Below are 18,423 nucleotides of genomic sequence, written 5' to 3'. Positions count from 1 at the left end.
GTCATGCCCTCCCCAGAACCAGCGAGCTGTTGACGCCGCCGAACCCGAACGAATTGGACATCACCACATTGATCGACTGGCGCACCGGCTCGCTGAGAAACTTCAGTGAGAGGTATTCGGCGCGGTCGTGATCGTAGTTCAAGGTCGGCAACAGCACGCCGTCCCGCAGGCTGATCAATGACAGCACCGCTTCAATCGCGCCGCTGCCCGCCAGGGAATGACCGATGGCCGATTTGTTGGCAGTGAACGTCACATGTTCCTGGCACTCGCCGAACACGCGCTGCAAGGCCAACGCCTCGCAGCTGTCGTTGGCCTGGGTAGACGTGCCATGGGTGTTGACGTGTTGCACGGCGCTGCTGAGCAGCCCGGCGTCTTCGATTGCAGCTTCCATGCATTCCTCGTATTTGCTGCCGTCCCGGCTGCTGGAGGTCATTTTTTGTGCCTCGCACATATTCGCGTAACCCAGCACGCGCCCCAACGGCGCGGCTTTGCGACGTTGCGCATGCTCGGCCGATTCGAGAATGATCATGGCCGCGCCCTCGCTGATCACGAAGCCACAGCGGTCCGGCATGAACGGTCGACTCTGCTCGCTTGCCGGCAGGTCGGCCTGGCACAGCGCGCCCAGGCTGTTGAACATGTAGTACGGCAACTCGTTGGCCATCAGTTCGACGGCACCGCAAATGGCCAGGTCGATTTCACCGCGCTCGATCGCCCGGTAGGCGCTGCCGATCGCCATGGTGCCGGCGGCGCAGGCATCGGAGTGGGTCGAAATGTGATCGCGGATACCGAGCATCTCGGCCAGGTGCTGGGTCTGCTGATCGACCCGGCGCCCGAAGACCGCGCTCGACGCCGCCGGGTTATCCAGCAGTTGATCCAGATCGACACGCCCGGACTCATCCATGCAGCGACTGGCCCGGTGCAGATCGTGACTGTCCGCGCAGTACTTGTTGGCCCCCAGGAACAATCCACTGCGGGTGTGAGCAAAGGCTGTCGGGGTCAGACCGGCATGCTGAATGGCTTGTCGAGCGACGAACTCGGCCAGCACACTCTGCCGTGGATGCAGCGCAGCATTGCCGCCGAAACCCGCGGCGATCTGCTGCCACTGGCCGTCATCGATAAACCCGGCAGCGCTGTTGTTGAAGCCCAGCGCCTTGAACCGTGGATGTTCGCGAACACAGGACTGCTTCTGGCAGATCCGCTCGAACAACGTGGCGGCGTCCAGTGCCATGGGCGCCACCAGACCGAATCCGGTCACATAGACTTCTCGTGCCCGCATGAGAACTCCTACACCGTCTCTTTGACGTGAGTGGCCACAAATTGCTCCACCAGTTGGCGTGAAACCTCGTCGCCGTCGGCCGGCACCAGCCGCGCACTGCACGCGTCACAGACCACTTGCTGACGTTCGTTCAGCACGGCTTTTTGAGCGCCGCAATCGGGGCAGTTCTGCGGCAGATAGTTGAAGAGGTTGCGGCACTGTTGCGCCCAGTTGCGCACGGTGGTGGCGGCAAATACCTGCGCCGGTTGCATGCCGGACTGGAGTTGATCCGGGAAGTAGGCGCTGAGGCTCTGTTCAAGCAAGGCCTTGCCGTTTTCAGTGATGCGACCGCTGGCCAGGAACTCGCCGGCGTCGCCGCAGACAGCGACGGCGTGATCGAGCACGCTGGTTTTGGGCAAGGTGCAGCCATACTGACGGCCCAGTTGAAAGCTCAGGTCGACGATGTCCAGCGAATCGGCGCTGAGATCCTCGACGATACTGCTGTTCTCATCGATATCATCGGCGCTCATCACCAACAGTTGCGCGAGGATCTCGCGGGTGCTGACAATGACGTTTTCCAACTCCAATGGATTGTTCATCTCTATCTCCCTATATCGTGATTGCTTCATGAATTCCGTATGTGAGAAGTAACTTTTCCCACAGCAACTTCTGACGCGGCGGAAATCTAAACTCTGCCCTTAAGGGGAGAGTCAACGAACTATTCAAAGTTTTTTAACAACTTGAGACAGACGTCCTAACAGGCCTGCGCACCGCACTCGATTGGTGCAAAGCCCCACGCCTGTCGACTTATTTACTTAACAAAGGCTGCGTATGGTGGGGTGCACACTGTATCGCCGGCTAAATAGAGAGGGGCTCGAAAGTATTAACTTCTGGCTGACAGCACAGACGTACCAATAATAAAAACCGGATAAGAAAACAGTTATAACTTCATAACTTTCAACCTACCCCTTAGATAATGCGCCTTGAGAATTTAGAAGCCGATCAGGCAAATCGGCACAGCGCTTCTGGGTAACTGAGTGTCGAGCACAGACAACTGACCGAGTGCGGGGCGCTATAGGGTGCGGCTTCAGTTCTCTAATCCACTGCCCCGGAGTCCACATGACCGCACCTATTACCGTTCTTCGCGATACTCATCCGCTGCCGGTGCTCGACGCCTGCAAATGGGAAAAACTCGAAGGCGACCCGCACACCGTCAACCTCAACGCCTACACCAGCGAAGACGGCAGCAAGATCATGGGCACCTGGATCTGCACGCCGGGCAAGTGGTATGTGGAATACGTGAAGTGGGAATACTGCGATTTCCGCGAGGGGTATTGCATCATCACCCCGGAAGGCAAAGAGCCGATCCATCTGCGTGCCGGTGATATTTTCGTCATTGAGCCGGGGATGAAAGGCACGTGGGAAGTGGTTGAAACCGTGCGCAAGTATTTCGTGTTTGCCTGATGCAAAAAACCGGGAGACCACCCGACGTGGTCTCCCGGTAAATACGTATTCCTTGTAGCGAGGGAGCTTGCTCCCGCTCGGTTGCGAAGCAGCCGTAAAATCAGCAACTGCGTTTTATCTGACGCACCTCGTTCACGGGCATCAGGTCCGCTTCGCGAACCAGCGGGAGCAAGCTCCCTCGCCACAAAAGCCTTTAATCACACTCCCCGGAAAAACTTCTTACTGGGGTTTGCGATAGCTGTTGATGATCGCCGAGAAGTCCTTACCACCCTCCCCACGCTGGCTCATCGCCTGATACAACTGCTGGGCCACCGCGCCGAGCACCACCGGTTGGTGCGCCTGACGTGCCGCCTCAGTGGCCAGCCCCAGATCCTTGAGCATCAGTTCGGCACCGAAACCACCGGTATAACCGCGCGAGGCCGGTGCCGTTTCGACGATGCCGGGCCACGGGTTGTACATCTCCGAACTCCAGCAACGCCCGGTGGAACTGTTGATGATTCCCGCCAGCACGGTGGTGTCGATGCCGAGGGCATCGCCCAGCGCCATGGCTTCACTGACGCCGACCATGGAAATCGCCAGCAGCAGGTTGTTGCAGATCTTGGCGATTTGCCCGGTGCCGACTTCACCGCAATGAACGATGTTGCGGCCCATCTGCGCCAGCACCGGTTGCAGGGTCGCAAACAGTTCAGGCGTGGCGCCGACCATGAAAGTCAGCGTCCCCGCCGCCGCACCGCCCGTACCGCCAGAGACTGGCGCATCGGCCATGGCCACGCCTTGCTTGGCCGCAGCGGCTGCCACATCGCGCGCAGTCTGCGGATCGATGGTGCTGCAATCCACGGCTGGCACGCCTTTGCCGATACCGGCGAGAACGCCGTCCTCACCCAGCCACACGCTGCGTACATGCACAGCGGCGGGCAGCATGGTGATCACCAGTTCCGCGCCTTGCGCCGCTTCACGGGCCGAAGCGCTGATGCTGCCGCCCAGTTGTTCCAGCTCCGCCAGAACGGTTTTGTTCAGGTCCACCAGGCTCAGTGCGTGGCCGGCCTTGATCAGGTTGCGCGCCATCGGCGCGCCCATGTTGCCGAGACCGATAAAAGCGATTTTCATGTCCCGCTCCTTAACGCAAGTTGATGGTGGTGTTCACACCGTCGTTGACGCTGTCGTCATCGAACCAGCGACTGGTGACCGTCTTGGTCTGAGTGTAGAACTGCACCACTTGCTTGCCATACGGACCGAGGTCGCCCAGTTTGGAGCCGCGCGAACCGGTGAAGCTGAAGAACGGGACCGGCACTGGAATCGGGATGTTGATGCCGACCTGGCCAACGTCGATTTCGGTCTGGAATTTGCGCGCGGCCGCACCGCTTTGGGTGAACAGGCCGGTGCCGTTGCCGAACGGGTTGGCGTTGACCAGTGCGATGGCCTCATCGAGGGTATCGACTTCCAGGACTACCAGCACCGGGCCGAAGATTTCCTGGGTGTAGATTTGCATCTCGGGGGTCACGCCGGAGAACAGGGTCGGGCCGACAAAGTTGCCCTTCTCGAAGCCTGGAACGGTGACGTCGCGACCATCCAGCTCCAGCTTGGCGCCTTCCTTGATGCCGCTCTCGATCAGGTCGAGAATCCGCTGTTTGGCTTTTTTCGAGATCACCGGGCCAACGTCAGTGCCCGGCTCGCTGCCGGCATTCACGGTGAGTTTTTGCGCCAGCGCTTTCAGGTCCGGCAACCATTGTTTGGCCGCGCCCACCAGCACCACCACGGACGTGGCCATGCAACGTTGGCCCGCTGCGCCGAAACCGGCGCCGACCAGCGCATTCAGTGCTTGTACGCGATTGGCATCCGGCAGAACCACGGCGTGGTTTTTCGCGCCCATCATCGATTGCACGCGCTTGCCGTGTTTGCCGGCCAGGTCGTAGACGTGAGTACCGACCGCAGTCGAACCGACGAAGGAAACAGCCTTGATGTCTTTGTGGGTGCAGAGCGCGTCCACCACGTCCTTGCCGCCATGCACCACGTTGAGCACGCCCGCTGGAACGCCGGCCTCGATCGCCAGTTCCACCAGCAGCATGGTCGACATCGGGTCCTGTTCGGACGGCTTGAGCACGAAGGTGTTGCCGCAGGCGATGGCCATCGGGAACATCCACAGCGGAATCATCGCCGGGAAGTTGAACGGGGTGATGCCGGCGCAGACGCCGATGGGCTGACGCAGGGTGTAGGTATCGACGCCGCCGGCGACGTTTTCGGCGAACTCACCCATTTGCAGGGTGCCGATGGAGCAAGCGTGTTCGACCACTTCCAGACCGCGGAAGATGTCGCCCTCAGCGTCGGCGATGGTTTTGCCCTGCTCGTTGCTGAGCACCACGGCGATGCGCTTGGAGTGCTCGCGAATCAACGCCTGGAGCTTGAGCATGATGCGCATCCGCGCGCCGATCGGCGTCAGCTTCCAGGTCTGGAAGGCGCGATGGGCAGCACTGATCGCGGCGTCCACTTCCTGCGCGGTGGCGAACGGAACCTTGGCCAGCACTTGCTGGGTGGCCGGGTTGACGATGTCGTGCCACTCGGCGGTCTGGGACTCGACCCACTCGCCGTCGATCAACAGCTTGACCGTTTGCACAGTGGTTTCGTTTGGCGTGAGCGATGCGTTCATGTTGGGTCTCCGGGACGTTGTTGTTATCTAGAGAACTATCTTGAGAGCCAAGGCGAGAAAGCAGCCTTGAGATGAGGCGTGTGTCGCGAATTGGTTGTCGGACTGTTTTTGGAGTATAGATGTGCAAACTTCTAATAAGAACGCACATAAAAGCCGGTCCATCATGCAAAAAAACATCACGTCGTTAGGCTCATTGAACTGGGATGACCTCAAGTTTTTCCTCGAAGTCGCCCGCACCCGCAAGGCCAGTACTGCGGCCAAGCGCCTGGCGGTGGACTACACCACCGTGTCGCGGCGCATCAGTTCATTGGAAGCGGCATTGGGTACATTGCTGTTCGAGAAGTCCCGGACCAGCGGTTTTGTCCTGACCACCGAAGGTCAGCGATTGCTCGGTTACGCGGAATCGATTGAAAGCACGCTGCACATGGCTTGCGAACAGGTTTCAGGCTCCGGCGTGGCGCTGTCCGGGCATGTGCGCATGGGTTGCACCGAAGGCTTCGGCAGTTTTTTCATCACCCCGCAGCTGAGCCATTTTGTCGACGCCTACCCGGCGATCTCGGTGGACATCCTGCCGCTGCCGCACTTCATCAGCCTGTCCAAGCGCGAGGCGGACATCGTCATCGCCCTGGAGCGCCCGGAACATGGCCCTTACGTCTGCTGCAAACTCTGCGACTACAAACTGCAGCTTTATGCGACGCAGGATTATCTGGACAAGCACCCGCCGATCCGCCGCCCGGCAGATTTGGGCAAGCATTCATTCATCAGTTATGTCGACGATCTGGCGTTTAGCTCGGAGCTGTTGTACCTGGCGAATGTGTTGCCCGGCGCCAGCGCCAACTTGCGCAGCACCAGCGTGATCGCACAATTCGTGGCGGCGCAGCAAGGACGGTCATTGGCGATTCTGCCGTGCTTCCTCGCGGCGCAGGACTCGCGCTTGCTTCCGGTGTTGCCGGAAGAGATCAACATCACGCGGCAGTTCTGGATGTACTGCCGGGAGGATCTGAGGAAGCTCAAGCGGATTACCCTGTTGTGGGATTACATCCGTTCGGTCACCGAGCAGAATCAGAGTCTGTTGATGGGCGAAAGCCGGGAGATGTTGTTCGCCGACTAATCGGCGCTCACCACGATCGATACCCGGCGGTTTTCGGTGCGGCCAGAGGCGGTGTCGTTCGACGTCACCGGCTGACTGCTGCCAAGACCGCGCAGTTGGATGTTTTCTTCTTTCATGCCCACCGTGGTCAGCACCTTGCCGACGCTTTTCGCGCGACGCAGGGAAAGTTGTTCGTTGTAGGACTCTTTGCCCGAGGCATCCGTGTGACCGTCGACCCGCACTCGCTCGATGCCGACACCCAGCAAGGCCTTGCCGATCTGTTGGACGATCCCGGTACTGGCGGCGTTCAGGCTGTCATCGTCACTGCCAAACAGCACTTTGCCGGATAGACCGAACGCCCAGCCCTCATCGGTCAGCTCGAAGCCTTGCTGTTTGAGTACAGTGATTTGCGCCGGGGTCAGCCCCTTTTGCGGTGCGGTCTGGCACCCGGTCAATGCCAGGACGGCCATGAACAAGGTGATTGCGAAAAATCGCGGGGAACGCTGGGTAATTGAGAACACGGCAATTTAGCTCCTGGTGTGTACGTGGGCGACCGGGTGCTCCGCCCCGGACGTGTGCTGCGCACCTCGGGAAAGGCGCTTGGCCTGGTACATCGCCGCATCGGCGGCATTGAGCAATGCGCCCGGGGTGGCACCATGATCCGGGTACACGGCGATACCGATACTGAGTGAAGTCAGGACCTGGGTATGACCCGGTAACGGGATGGGCTCTTCCATGCTGGCAAGGATCTTGTCAGCGATCCGCTCGGCGTCTTCGGTTTTATGCAGCGGCGTCAGCAACACCGCAAATTCGTCACCGCCCAGCCGCGCCACCAGATCCTCTTCACGCAACTGCGCCCGAACCCTGTTGGCGACGGCAACCAGCACGGCGTCGCCGGCGGCATGACCGAAGCTGTCATTGATTTCCTTGAACCGGTCACTGTCGAGAAACAGCACAGCCACGCGCTCATTGAGCTTGTGCGCATTGCGCAGTGCACGCATCAGACGGCCTTCGAAAAACGCCCGGTTTGGCAATCCGGTGAGGCTGTCGTGGCTGGCTTGGTGCGCCAGGGTTTCGTTTTCGCTTTGCAGGTGGGTCTGCCAGGACTCGAGTTCATCGAGCAAGGCATTGAAGTCGTTGCCCAGGTTGTCGAGTTCAGCGATATCGGCGGGTGGCACGCGCCGGTCGAAGGCTCGATCGCTGCGGGCGGCGTGGGCTACGGCGGCCAGGCTTCGCAGAGGCCCCGTGATCCCGCGAAGTTGTCGGCGTGCCAGATAGAGTGCGACCCAGGCGCTGATGGCCGTACACAGAATAATGCCCATCAGGCCGCTGAGCAGAAAACGCATCAAGCTGCCACCGTGACCGGTGAGCTGAATGCTGCCGATTTCCCGACCTTGATGAACGATCGGCATGTCAATGGGTTTTTCCAGAAAAGCTTTGGCGATCTGCAATTCCAGATCAGAGAGCAAGCCGCTTTCCGGTCGCTGCCAACGGGCCAGTAACCGGCCTTTTTCATCCAGCACCCTGGCGTCAGCGACTTCTTCAGTAGAGGCGATCAATGCCAGGGCCTCAGTGGCAGCGGCTTTATCGTTGAACACCACCGCGGCTTCCACGGTGTAATTGATCGAGCGTGCGATCAGGTGCAGGTTGTGGTCGGCATACACCCGCAACGCCAATACACCCAGCAGTGTCAGCGAGACGCTGGCCATGGCCACGGCGACCAGGGCGACGATCAAATGTCCCCGGCCAATGACCGAGCGCAACGTTGGACGACTACCCGGTTTGAATAGACTCATGGCGCCGCCGGCTTGCGGCGGGACAGTTGCAGCACACTGGGGTGAATGCGCACGCCGCTACGGGCGACGGAATCGAGGTTGACCTCAAAAGATACCTGATCATCAGTGACCCTGAGGCAAAACAGACTGCCGACGGTGCATTGATCATCGCTCTCGCTGATGCTCAACACCGGGCGTCCTGTCAGCGAAGCAAAGAGTTGGCGGCGCTCGTCGTCGGTCAATTTGCCGATGTACACCGCATCGCACTCACCGACGATCGACGGATTGTCGGCCAACAGCCGGCGCACAGTGACGGGCCGGCCGGTGGCTTGGGTTGTGCCCTTGACCAGGTCGTCGGTGTATTCGGTGGGGCCGACCACGCACAGGCGCAGTTGCGCAGGCTCAACAGGCCAGCGCGCATAACTGAGAATCCCGAGGACAACCTGAGTGACCGATCTGGCACGTTGGTCGGCCATGCTCACCGGGGTTTCCGATTGAGCGAACACGACACCGGTCAGCAAGCAGAGGAGCCCCGCGAGCAGCACTTGCTTGCGGCTAACGACGCGCCCTGTCGTCCAGACAGCCACCTTCATGCGGGGGATTCTCTTCGATGTTACGAAATAATGTCGCAACGATAGCATAGCGTTTACCCCCCAGCGAGGCGGTGCACTACGGCACTTCGGACAGTTTCCGGCGTACACGCCAGCCTATCGATGGCTCGGCTCAACCCCATCGTCCAACTCCAGCATCAACCCGCTCAAGCGCTTGACCTTGCGCCGCACGGCCTCCTCAAACACTCCGGCCCGTGGCTCGATCAAGGTGAACCAGTTCTTGGCCCGGGTGATCCCGGTGTAGATCAACTCCTTGGTCAGTACAGGGTTCAGGGCATCCGGCAGAATCAACGCCGTATGGGCAAACTCCGAGCCCTGGGATTTGTGTACGGTCATGGCATAAACCGTCTCGACATCGTTGAGTCGACTCGGTAGAACAAATCGCACGCCACCCTGGCCATCATTGCGCGGGAACGCTACACGCAGTACGTGCTTGCCAGCCTCAGGCCCATCACGTTCCGGCAGTTTGAGGGCAATACCGATATCACCGTTCATCAACCCCAGGCCATAGTCATTACGCGTCATCAATACCGGGCGACCTTCGTACCACTGCTGGTCGCTGTCGATCACTCGAGCCTTGAGCAGCGCGGCGGTTACACGTTGATTCAATCCCTCCACGCCCCATGGCCCTTTGCGTACCGCGCACAACAACTGGAAGGCGTCGAAAGCTTGCAATACCTGACGCGCCCAATCGGTCCAGCGGGAGTCTTCGAGCAGGCTGTCGAGCGGTGGCCGCTGGCTGCGAAGCACACTCAGGTAGTGGCGATAACCTTGCGGTCCGTCGCCATGGCCTTCGAGCAGCAAGTGTTCCAGCGCCCGGTCGTGCTCACCTTTGAGGGGCAGGGAAAACACGTCGGCGTGACTTCGAGCAGCCAGCAACGTGCGGGCTTCCTCCGGTTGCTGCTGATTGACCCATCGCGCCAACTGGCCAATGCCGCTGCCTTCACCGAACCGGCGCGAGTGACGCAGCATCACCACTTGCTGGGCCAGGGGGTGAGTCGCGTCAGTGTCTTCCTGCAAACCGCTGGCCAGCAGGCTTTCACCACTGACCGTCTCCAGCCACTGGCGCGTCTGCGGACTGTACCAACCGGCCTCGGCGTCGCGGCACAAATCACCAAGCACGGCGCCGGCCTCCACCGATGCCAGTTGGTCCTTGTCACCGAGCAACACCAGCCGGGCATGAGCCGGCATCGCGTCGAGCAAGTTCGCCATCATCTCCAGGTCAATCATTGAGGCTTCGTCCACCACCAGCACATCCAGCGGCAAGCGATTACCGGCATGGTGACGGAAGTGCCGGGTACCGGGGCGACTGCCAAGCAGGCGGTGCACGGTAGTCACGTCAGAGGGGATCTTGTTTCTTACGTTTTCATCGACTTCCAGCGTCCGGACTTGCTGGCTGATGGATTCTGTCAGCCGTGCCGCCGCTTTACCGGTGGGTGCGGCAAGGCGAATTCGCAACGGTTTGCCGGCCTCCACCGCTGGCGCCTGGAGCAATGCCAGCAACCGCACGACCGTGGTGGTTTTACCGGTCCCCGGGCCGCCGGTGACGATACTGAACGCACTGCGGGTAGCCAGGGCACAGGCGAGTTTCTGCCAATCGATCACTTCGCCGGGCCTGGCTGGACCGAATAAACCAGTGAGTCGCTGGGGCAAGTCATTCGGCGTTGTTTCGTGTTCAGCCAGGCGCAGGCGAAGGGCGTTGTCGATGCGTCTTTCGTAAACCCAGTAGCGACGCAGGTACAGGCGCTTGCCCGACAACACCAAGGGCCGCGATTGCGCAGCCTCACGACCATCGACCGCCAGAGCCACCAGACGGCTGGACGCCAGGACCTTGCACCAATGGGCGCCATCCAGCGCTTCAAGCAGTTGCGACGGCAACAGCATCGCACCACTTTGCAGATCGCCTTCGGGTGGCAGCGACAGGGCAAAATCCGGCTCTTTGAGCGTCTCGAACAGGTCCAGGCAGACATGGCCGTGACCCAGTTGGTGGCTGGTCAATGCGGCGGCAAGCAACACCAACGGATCGTCGTCGGGGGCAAGCTCGTGGAGGAAGGCCACGAAGGCTTTGTCCAGCGCCCGCAGCCAGCCGCGTTCGACCCAGCGCGAGAGTAAAAGCAACAAGTCATCGGCACGACTCAGGGGTGCCAGATCCGCCATGGTTTCGGCTGCCAATGACGTGGGCAGCAAATCGGCGAAGGTGCGGCTCATAACAATACTCCCTGTTCCCAGGCGGGTTCGGCCTTGGGTTCTGGCTTGCCCTGGAAGAGTCGATCCAGACGCTCGATCAGCTCTCTGGGCGGACGGGAGAAATAGACGCCCTGGGTGGATGCCCGTGTGCCGCGCAAGAACAAATACAGAGCGCCACCGACATGCCGGTCGTAATCGTAGTCGGCAAGCCGCGCCTTGAGCTGGCGATGCAGGGCCAGCAGGTACAACACGTATTGCAGGTCGTAACGATTGTCGAGAATCGACTGCTCCATGGCCTGCTCGGTGTACGCCGCGTCATCAGGGCCCAGCCAGTTGGATTTGTAGTCGGCAACGTAATATCGGCCGTCGTGTTCGAACGTCAAGTCGATGAAACCCTTGAACATGCCGTTGAGCGAGACCGGTTCAGCGGCGACCCGGGCGACGCCGTTGTGGGTGTATTGGCGCACCAGTTCATCGAGCTTGAGCACGTCGACTTTATGGCTGGCGAACCAGAATTCCATCTCGACGCGGTATTGAGTGAGCTGCTCGAACACGACCGGAGGCTGCCCCCCGCCGAGGTGCAACGAAGACTTGAGCAAGTGCTGCAGCCAATCACTCAGCGTGGTGATCCAGCCTTCCCAGCCTCGGCGGTTGCAGCGGCGGGCAATGGCATCTTCCACGACTTGTGGTGCAGCAGAAAAACCTTCATCACCGGCCCACTCCAGCAAACCATGGAGAAAGGTGCCGGGGTTGGGGCCGCGGGGGAACCGATGGATATCGGCACCACCGACGGCCACTTCTCGTGGCGCCTGCGGATCGAGACGTTCATCGTCAAAGAGCTTTTGCGCCTGCGGGTTCTCCGGGGCCTCGTCACTGCCTACGCTCAGACTGTCGCCGATACGCAAAGCGCTGTACGAAGCAATCCACCAGTTTTCACTGGCCTTGCGCTTGGGTATCAGCGGCGCAAGCAACGTCGCGTCATTGCGTGGCGGATGGTAATGCTCGGCCGTCGCTGGCGGCATATCACCGTACAGAAGCGCCGGGCAGTCCTGCTGGAGGTCTTCGAGCCAGCGTTTCAAACCTGCGGACTCGGCCAGAGGGGCACCACCGCCGAGCAAGTAACCCAATGCAGAAAGGTGCAGCACCGAGCTGTTGTTATTGCCGCGCTTGAGATCGGTCACACCCAGCCAGCAGGCATGTTGCGCCCGGGTCAGGGCGACATAGAGCAAACGCAGATCCTCCGCCAGACGTTCATCATCGGCCAGGGCGATCAACTCCGCAGTCGGTTTTAAAGTCACCTGCGCCTTGCCGTTTGAATCGTGGTAATGCAGCGGCAAACGGCTGCCATCCACCGGTTTTGCCGAGCAAATGAACGGCAGAAACACCAAGGGATACTCAAGGCCCTTGGACTTGTGAATGGTCACGACTTTAACCAGTTGCTCGTCGCTTTCCAGACGCAGGATCTGTTCTTCGCCGGCCTGACCGGACAACGCCAGATGCTCGGACAAATGACGAATCAGCGCTTGCTCGCCATCAAGCTCCGCAGCGGCTTGTTGCAACAACTCGGACAGGTGCAGCAAGTTAGTCAGTACCCGTTCGCCGTCGCTGCGGGCGATCAACGATCGAGGCAACTGGAAGTCATGCAGCAAGCGCCGCAACATGGGCAGCACGCCTTGCTTGCGCCATAGCTCGCGATAACCGCGGAACTGCATGACCCGCGCTTCCCAGGCCAGTTCGTCCTGATTCAGCCGCTCCAGTTCCGCCAGGGAAAGGTTCAGCGTGATGCTGGCCAATGCGGCTCGCAGCGGTCGCTCGACATCCGGCTCGGCACAGGCTTTGAGCCAGGTCAGCAGGTCGTGGGCTTCTTGAGCGGCGAACACCGAATCCTTGTCCGACAGATAAACGCTGCGCACCCCGCGTGCAGACAGTTCGCCACGCACGGCCTGGGCCTCTTTGCCGTCGCGAACCAGAATCGCGATGTCTGCGGGTAGCAGGCCCCTGAAGTCCATGTCCTTCTCAATGAAACCTGCCCGACCTTCCTGGCCACCATTAAGTAACGCGGTGATTTCACTGGCGCACGCGGCGGCGAGTTTTTGTCGGTATTCCACGCCGGACAGCGGCTGATCGGCGGACAGGTGCCAGATGTTCAGAGCCGGCACGAGCTGGCCATCGATGTGCAGAACTTCTTTGCGCCCTTGGGACTCGACGGGCAGGAACGGTACCGGGTTCTCACCGTTCTTTTCACGAAACAGAAACGCGCCGCGCCCCAGCTCACGAGACTCCGCGCGCTCGAAGACATGGTTCACCGCATTGACCATGCCATGGCTGGAACGGAAATTCGTACCCAGGGTATGCAGACGGCCGGCGGTGGCCTGGCGGGCTCGCAAGTAGGTGTAGATGTCGGCGCCACGAAAGGCGTAGATCGCTTGCTTGGGATCGCCGATCAGAAACAGGCCGCCTTCAGGGTTGTTGTCTTCGATGCGATAGATGCTTTCGAAAATCCGGTACTGCACCGGGTCGGTGTCCTGGAACTCATCGATCAGCGCCACCGGAAACTGTTCGCGGATCAAGGTCGCCAGGCGTTCACCACCCTCGGATTGCAACGCCGCATCGAGGCGCAGCAACATGTCGTCGAAACCCATTTCCGCGCGGCGGCGTTTTTCTTCTTCGAACCGTGCCCCGACCCATTGCGCAGCATGTTGCAGAACGGCCGCGTCGGGGGTTGGCAAGCCGTCGAGGCTGGCCTTGAGCCCGGGCATGGCGTCCAGCCCCGGATGACTGGGGGCGTCGCCTTTCCAGGCTTCGGCCATGCCGTCAGGCGTCAGGCGAGTGAAGCCCGTGCCGATATCCAGTTGCTCAAGGGATTCATCTTCAGCCCATGCTTTGAGCTTTTCGAACCAGGGTTCGAAATAACGTGCCTGCATCTTTCGACCATCGACACTTTTGCTCGCAACACCTTGGTGACAGATGGCAAGCAGTTCGTCCGCCCATTGGCGCCAGGGCATCTTGAGTTCGAGCAAGGCCAGTCGCCGTTCCTGCAAGCACTCGGCGATCAGCTCGGCAGGCTCCTTGCCTTCAGTGCTGTCACGCTCACTGGCGAATAAACTACGTACTCGCGGTAATAACGCCGCTGGCCCTCCCCAATTACCCCGCACCCAGTTCAGCGCATCACCTTGCATCGGATAGCAGAACAGCCGCCAGTAATCACGCAGGACTTCACCCAGCAAGTCGCTGTGATCGGTTTCCAGGGTCTGGGTAAACAGGCTGCCACTGTCAAACGCGTGCTCACGCAACATGCGCTGGCACCAACTGTGAATGGTCGAGACGGCGGCTTCATCCATCCACTGCGCGGCAATGTCCAGACGGTTTGCACAGCCGGACCACTGTTCCGGGAGGTACTGGTCACGCAACTCCGCGATGAGGCTATCGGGTGCCTGGGTCTCGTCACGAAAGTATCGGGCCGCTTCGGCCAGTCGGGTACGAATACGCTCGCGCAGCTCTTTGGTCGCGGCATCAGTGAACGTGACCACGAGGATTTGCGGCGGCAAGAGTTCACGCCCAAACCCACTCGATTCGCCACCGTGACCAAGGACCAGACGCAAGTACAGCGCAGAAATGGTGAATGTCTTGCCGGTACCGGCGCTGGCTTCGATCAGTTGGCTGCCGCTCAGGGGAAAAGCCAGGGCCAGCGGTGTTTTCGTGGTCATGAGCGCGCCTCCTCGCTGGTCAATGAACGCCAGGGGGCTTCAAGCATCGGTTTGTACAAAGCGTTGCACCAATCGGGGAAAGTCTCCTCGGCGGTCAGCGCGTCGTAATCAGCGAACTGTCGTGCCAGTGCCGGACTTTCGCGGCGTTCGCCGTCGGTGGTTTGACCGTCGCCTTCATAGGCCTTGCGAGCAGCGGCGTCGGCTTTGGCCGGGTCGGTTTGAGAGAGCCACGCGAAGGCGGTTTTCACGGCAATCGGCAGGGGTTGGCGCATGCCGGTTTGCCATGCTTGCAACAGGTTACTCAAGGCATGACGTGCAGCGCCCTGCTCCAAAGGGGCCAGTAGCAGACTGTCGTCACTGGCGACCAGCGCGGTGGTCATCGACATGCCGCTGGCGCAAGCGACCAGGTGATTGACCCAAGGTCGCGTCAGCCGATGCCACTTGCGGGTCTTGATCGAACCAATGCTGTTGGGAATCGTGGTAATCGACAACAGGCCGCCATCCGCACGCTGGTGCAGGCCACTGAGCCAGCCTTCCAGGCGCAGGCCTTCCAGTTCCAGATTCACAGGCAATGCAGTAGTCAGCGGCGTTGGCCACAACGTAAGGAGTTGTTGATAACGCTGCAACAGATCCGGCAGCGGCTCGATCAACTCTCGCTGCAGGCATTCGCCGAAACCGGCCATGGGCAAGAGCCCGCTGTTTTGCAGACGCGTTGCCTGGGCCTCAAGCGCATGATCGACGTGATCCAGTTGCCCGAGCGCCGCTTCGAGCAAACTGTCACTGAGGCTATAGCGTTGGAGAGCGTCGAGTACGAAGGGCTCTTCGTCGGCCAAGGGGGCTTCAGCCGCTTCGAAGAACACCTTGAGTCGCTGACTGAAAAAATGTCGCACGGGATTGCGCAGGAAATCCTGCAATTGACCGAGGCTCAGCGGCTCTTCCTGAACATAGGCATCAAGGGGCTTGATGTCCGTTGCCTGTTCACTGGCTTGATGAAGCAACTGCCACTCGCTTGCGAAACTGAACAGGTCATTACCTTCATGAAAATAGCGTGCGCTGAAGGGTTGCAGCGGGTGTTCCTGAGTCACCGATTCCAGCAGCTTTTCACTGTCGACCTGTAATCGCCAACCACCGGCAAGATGATCGCGCAGTTGACCAATCAGTACCGAGGCTGGGCGCTCGCTATTGTCCCGAATACTACGGCCGACCCAACTGATATAGAGTTGGTCACGTGCCGACAACAGGGCTTCCAACAAGAGATAGCGATCATCCTCGCGCCGGGAACGATCACCCGGGCGGTAATCACTGCCCATGAGATCAAAGTCCAGCGGCGGTTGTGCACGCGGGTAATCTCCGTCATTCATCCCGAGCAGACAGACGAGTTTGAAGGGGATCGCCCGCATCGGCATCAAGGTGCAGAAGTTGACGGCTCCGGCCAGAAAACGCTGGGACAGCCGGCCCTGGTCGAGGCCTGCCAGCCAGGCTTCACGGACCACGGTCAAGGGCAGCTCATCATGCAAGCCCACTGATTCGCAGGTCTCGAGCCAGGTTTCCCGCAGTTCTTCAAGTTGACCCAGCAAGTAGTCGTCATGTTCATTGCTGGCCTGGAAGAACAACTGCACCAAAGCTTGCATCCTGACGCCCCATTGCTTAGGCGGTGCAGGTTGAGTCAGTTCCTGATGGGCAATCTCCAACGCGTCCAGCAGCGCAACCAAAGGACCGATGAGCGCAGCATCCAGACCGCCAATCTCGTCGTAAGGCTCAATGCCTTCGCAAGCAGCGGCGCTGCCGACGGCATAACCAAGCAGCATCCGGCGCAGGCCAAAACGCCAACTGTTTTGCTCCAGTTCTTGAGGCAAACCCAGACCCGCGCGCTGCTCGGCATTCATCCCCCAGCGAATACCAGCGCCTTCGATCCAGCGATGCAGGGTGGGCAGGTCACGTTCCTCGACACCGAAGCGAGCGCGCAGTGCAGGAACATCCAGCAAATCGAGGATCTCACTGACGGGGAAACGGCTGTCGGGAAGTTTGAGTAGATGTTCGACAGCAATCAGCAGCGGATCTCGACCGCGCTGGCCTTGATCCGCCAGTGTGAAGGGGATGAAGCGCGGATCGAAGCGATCAAGTTGACCGAAGACTGCACGGATATGCGGAGCGTAGCTGTCGATATCCGGAACCATCACGATTATGTCGCGAGGCTTCAAGTCTGGATCGGCACTGAAGCGTGCGAGCAACTGATCGTGGAGGATTTCCACTTCGCGCTGGGCGCTATGGGCGATGTGGAAACGAATGGATTCGTCCTGATTGAGATCGACAGGCGGCCAGAGCTCGCGGGTTTCATTCAAGGGGCGCAGTTCAAGGATGTCGTCCTGCAACTGGTTGAGCATGGTCTGTGGCTGGCTATCACTGAACAAGTCGATGCGCCCATCACGGAATGCCGAGCGGTAGCTGTTGGGATCGTCGTAGCTGTCGAGCAGATTGATGTAGTCCCGCCCCTGTTTGCCCCATGCCGCCAATAGCGGGTGTGCATGTTGGTGAAGGGTTTGCGGATCAAGCACAACAGGCATTCCGCTCTTGCGAGCCTGACGCTTGTATTGATGCCGCAGAAGGTCTTTATCGGCGACGATGTCTGCCCAATGATGACGACATGGGTTGTGTACGCAAAGCAGAACCTGGCTGAATCGCGCCAGTCCGGCGAGAGCTTCGAGCGCTTGCGCCGGGAGAGAGGAGATCCCGAAAACGATGACCCGGGAAGGTAATCCGCTGGGAGCCACGTCGAGGCTGTTGATGCGCTCGATGAACCGTTGATGAACACCGGCACGGCTTTGCGCCATGCCTTGCTCACCCACATCCAGCAACAGAGCCCGCCATAACTCTGCCTGCCAGCAGTTGGCTGGGGTCAGGGGCTTGGCTTCGCCTCGGCCGTTTCGCAATTGATGACGACCTTCCGCCCAATCTTCAAGCCAGTCGGCCCGGTATACCTGGTATTGGTCGAACAGATCAGCCAGCCGCTCGGACAGTTGGTAGCGTTTGCGCAGGTCAGTGTCATTGGTAAGGAAGCGTTGCAGCGGTTCGAAGTGCGGTTGATTGATCAACTGGGGAAGCAAACGCATCAGACGCCAAGTGAGTGGTGCTTTATCGAGCAGGGATTTGACCGGAATTTCATCACGACCCAGAACCATGCGATAGAGCTGCCACATGAAGCTGCCTGGGAGTTGAACGTCGATGGCTGCCGCAATGCCGCAGCCACCCATGTCGTCTTCTTCAGGGTCTTCAGCCAGAGCCAGTTTCAGCCACTGGGCGATGCCGTTGCTCTGTACCAGGGCGATTTCATTTTCCAAGGGAGCCAACGGGTAGCGGCGCATCCAGCTGACCACCAGAGTGCGCAACTCGTCCAGGCGATTACCGTGAACCACCATAAAACCAGCACTGAGGGACGTCGCGTCCGGCATAAAGGCTTCCTTGGAAAAATACAAAAGCTAGGGCCGAACCTTAGCATTGTCGGGAGACTGTGACAGCCGGGAGCCGTCCGATGTTGCTGTACGAACTTTCCTGCGGACAAAACAAAACCCCTACCTGCATACGCAGATAGGGGTTTCGGAATTTAATCTTGACTATGACCTACTCTCACATGGGGAAACCCCACACTACCATCGGCGATGCATCGTTTCACTGCTGAGTTCGGGATGGGAT

Annotated in this window: 12 protein-coding genes and 1 rRNA gene; 2 read left to right on the top strand and 11 right to left on the bottom strand. The window is 59.8% G+C overall.

What is annotated here, in order from left to right:
• Nucleotide 1: 1 nt before the first annotated feature.
• Together AC1ROI_RS26580 and AC1ROI_RS26575 are read right to left on the bottom strand one after the other, a co-directional pair.
• Nucleotides 2-1,276, bottom strand: a complete 1,275-nt coding sequence (locus AC1ROI_RS26580) for a beta-ketoacyl-[acyl-carrier-protein] synthase family protein (protein ID WP_102595232.1) — start codon at nucleotides 1,274-1,276, stop codon at nucleotides 2-4.
• An 8-nt stretch (nucleotides 1,277-1,284) separates the two neighbouring features.
• Nucleotides 1,285-1,854, bottom strand: a complete 570-nt coding sequence (locus AC1ROI_RS26575; protein WP_102595233.1) for an acyl carrier protein — start codon at nucleotides 1,852-1,854, stop codon at nucleotides 1,285-1,287.
• 520 nt (nucleotides 1,855-2,374) lie between these two features.
• Between AC1ROI_RS26575 and AC1ROI_RS26570 the strand changes: the two genes are divergently transcribed.
• Nucleotides 2,375-2,719 carry a cupin domain-containing protein gene (locus AC1ROI_RS26570; RefSeq protein ID WP_007946320.1) on the top strand — a complete coding sequence of 115 codons (345 nt, stop codon included), beginning with the start codon at nucleotides 2,375-2,377 and terminating at the stop codon, nucleotides 2,717-2,719.
• Nucleotides 2,720-2,938: 219 nt separating this feature from the next.
• On the opposite strand, the gene mmsB is transcribed toward AC1ROI_RS26570, so the two are convergent.
• On the bottom strand, nucleotides 2,939-3,826 hold the full coding sequence (gene mmsB, locus AC1ROI_RS26565) for a 3-hydroxyisobutyrate dehydrogenase (protein ID WP_077747330.1): 888 nt from the start codon (nucleotides 3,824-3,826) through the stop codon (nucleotides 2,939-2,941).
• A gap of 10 nt (nucleotides 3,827-3,836) precedes the next feature.
• A complete protein-coding gene (locus AC1ROI_RS26560; RefSeq protein WP_102595234.1) occupies nucleotides 3,837-5,363 on the bottom strand; it encodes a CoA-acylating methylmalonate-semialdehyde dehydrogenase in 1,527 nt (508 codons plus the stop codon).
• Between the two features lie 163 nt (nucleotides 5,364-5,526).
• On the opposite strand from AC1ROI_RS26560, the gene AC1ROI_RS26555 reads away from it, so the two are divergent.
• On the top strand, nucleotides 5,527-6,474 hold the full coding sequence (locus AC1ROI_RS26555) for a LysR family transcriptional regulator (protein WP_010463739.1): 948 nt from the start codon (nucleotides 5,527-5,529) through the stop codon (nucleotides 6,472-6,474).
• On the opposite strand, the gene yfiB is transcribed toward AC1ROI_RS26555, so the two are convergent.
• From yfiB to rrf, 7 genes are all read right to left on the bottom strand, one after another.
• Nucleotides 6,471-6,974: an outer membrane lipoprotein YfiB gene (yfiB, locus tag AC1ROI_RS26550; RefSeq protein ID WP_010463740.1), complete on the bottom strand. Its 504-nt coding sequence runs from the start codon at nucleotides 6,972-6,974 to the stop codon at nucleotides 6,471-6,473. The genes AC1ROI_RS26555 and yfiB overlap by 4 nt on opposite strands.
• Before the next feature lie 6 nt (nucleotides 6,975-6,980).
• Nucleotides 6,981-8,249 (bottom strand): diguanylate cyclase DgcN/YfiN, encoded by a 1,269-nt coding sequence (gene dgcN / locus AC1ROI_RS26545; protein ID WP_102595235.1) that lies wholly within the window; start codon nucleotides 8,247-8,249, stop codon nucleotides 6,981-6,983.
• Nucleotides 8,246-8,821 carry a regulatory sequestration protein YfiR gene (gene yfiR, locus AC1ROI_RS26540; RefSeq protein ID WP_010463742.1) on the bottom strand — a complete coding sequence of 192 codons (576 nt, stop codon included), beginning with the start codon at nucleotides 8,819-8,821 and terminating at the stop codon, nucleotides 8,246-8,248. The genes dgcN and yfiR overlap by 4 nt, the downstream gene beginning before the upstream one ends.
• Nucleotides 8,822-8,935: 114 nt before the next feature.
• On the bottom strand, nucleotides 8,936-11,047 hold the full coding sequence (recD, locus tag AC1ROI_RS26535; RefSeq protein ID WP_102595236.1) for an exodeoxyribonuclease V subunit alpha: 2,112 nt from the start codon (nucleotides 11,045-11,047) through the stop codon (nucleotides 8,936-8,938).
• Entirely contained in the window at nucleotides 11,044-14,733 is a 3,690-nt protein-coding gene (gene recB / locus AC1ROI_RS26530; protein WP_102595237.1) for an exodeoxyribonuclease V subunit beta, read from the bottom strand. The genes recD and recB overlap by 4 nt, the downstream gene beginning before the upstream one ends.
• Nucleotides 14,730-18,182, bottom strand: coding sequence for an exodeoxyribonuclease V subunit gamma (gene recC, locus AC1ROI_RS26525; RefSeq protein ID WP_102595238.1), 3,453 nt, complete (start codon nucleotides 18,180-18,182; stop codon nucleotides 14,730-14,732). Before recC ends, recB begins: the two co-directional genes overlap by 4 nt.
• A 156-nt stretch (nucleotides 18,183-18,338) precedes the next feature.
• A 5S ribosomal RNA gene (gene rrf / locus AC1ROI_RS26520) occupies nucleotides 18,339-18,423 on the bottom strand; the annotation flags it as partial.

It is taken from the genome of Pseudomonas sp. GW823-FHT02C02 (assembly GCF_058797635.1).
The sequence above is the reverse complement of the archived record's forward strand: the minus strand, read 5'-3'. Positions and strand labels throughout refer to the sequence as shown.